Origin of the sequence: Paenibacillus medicaginis, from assembly GCF_042138635.1 — a bacterium.
GTDB classification, from domain to species: domain Bacteria; phylum Bacillota; class Bacilli; order Paenibacillales; family Paenibacillaceae; genus Paenibacillus; species Paenibacillus medicaginis.
Genome location: NZ_JBHIRY010000095.1, coordinates 1 through 465, shown reverse-complemented (window position 1 = coordinate 465; position 465 = coordinate 1). Strand labels below are relative to the sequence as shown.

The following is a 465-nucleotide window of genomic DNA, read 5'->3' as shown; positions in this document are numbered from 1 at the left end:
ACCGACACATACCGATGGCGAACACATACTTTTTCCGTAGCGGAACGAACACCTTTTAAATTTTCGATCACAAACAAAGTCCCTTTCGGATACGTTTCAACGAGTGCCTTGGTTACTTGATGATTGACATCGGTAACATAACGGTTTTCTCTTGAACCGATTTCCTTGAGTCGTTTTCGAGCGGATGGCGTTTGTCTCATCTGAAGTTGTTTGCGTAGCACCTTATACTGGCCCCGTTTCTGTTTCATCGTTCGACCAGGATAAAACCTCGTCTGGCTTTGGTTGTCGTAGGTGGTGGCCAGAAAGTTGATTCCCAGGTCAATTCCTACCATGTGATTGACCTTTGTAAGATCCAATTCAGGGTACTCCTTGGTCATGGAAATATGCAAAAACCACTTCTTGTGTTTGTACACGAGCTTGGCCGTGCCCCATTTCCATGTCCCGTCAAAGAAATGCTGCATGCCT

The 465-nt window shown here is 45.6% G+C and carries 1 protein-coding gene; it reads right to left on the bottom strand.

Annotation, left to right across the window (positions count from 1 at the left end; translation table 11 throughout):
• A partial coding sequence (locus tag ACE5LO_RS27800) for a transposase (RefSeq protein ID WP_375523142.1) occupies positions 1-465 on the bottom strand: 465 nt, incomplete at both ends.